General features: G+C 72.6%; 1 protein-coding gene. It reads left to right on the top strand.

Annotation, left to right across the window (positions count from 1 at the left end; translation table 11 throughout):
* On the top strand, positions 1 to 588 hold a 588-nt coding region (locus ACTOWL_RS38020), incomplete at both ends, for a condensation domain-containing protein (protein ID WP_441326490.1).

Raw genomic sequence — 588 nt, forward strand, 5'->3', positions numbered from 1 at the left:
CGCTGGAAGGCCATGGCCGGGAGGAACTGGGCGGGCTGGACCTGAGCCGGACGGTGGGCTGGTTCACCAGCATCTACCCGGTGCGCCTGACGCCGAAGGCGTCGACGGGGGCATCGCCCGCGGCGGATCTCGAAGCCTCGCTGAAGGCGGTGAAGGAGCAGCTGCGGGCGGTGCCGCAGCGCGGCCTCGGCTATGGCGTGCTGCGGCACATGGGCTCGGAGGAGATTCAAGCCGCGCTGTCCTCACAGCCCTGGCCGGCGGTGACGTTCAACTATCTGGGCCGGTTCGACGGGATGACGGCGGGAGCCTTCGCCCTGGCGCGGGAGGGTGCGGGCCGGGACCAGTCGGAAGGCTCGCCACTCGGCGCCGAGCTGGTGGTGAACGGCCAGGTGGCGGAGGGCTTGCTGGGCCTGTCCTGGCTGTACAGCGCCGCCCGGCACGATGCCGGCACCATCGAGCAACTGGCCCAGGCCTTCGCGGCGGAGCTGGCAGCGCTGGTCGCACTGTGCGGCGCGCCGGGAGCGGGCGGCCTGACGCCGTCGGACGTGCCGCTCGCTGGTCTGAGCCAGGCGGAGTTGGATGCGCTGC

The sequence above is a fragment of the Inquilinus sp. CA228 genome, from assembly GCF_052078665.1.
Classification (GTDB): Bacteria; Pseudomonadota; Alphaproteobacteria; order DSM-16000; family Inquilinaceae; genus Inquilinus.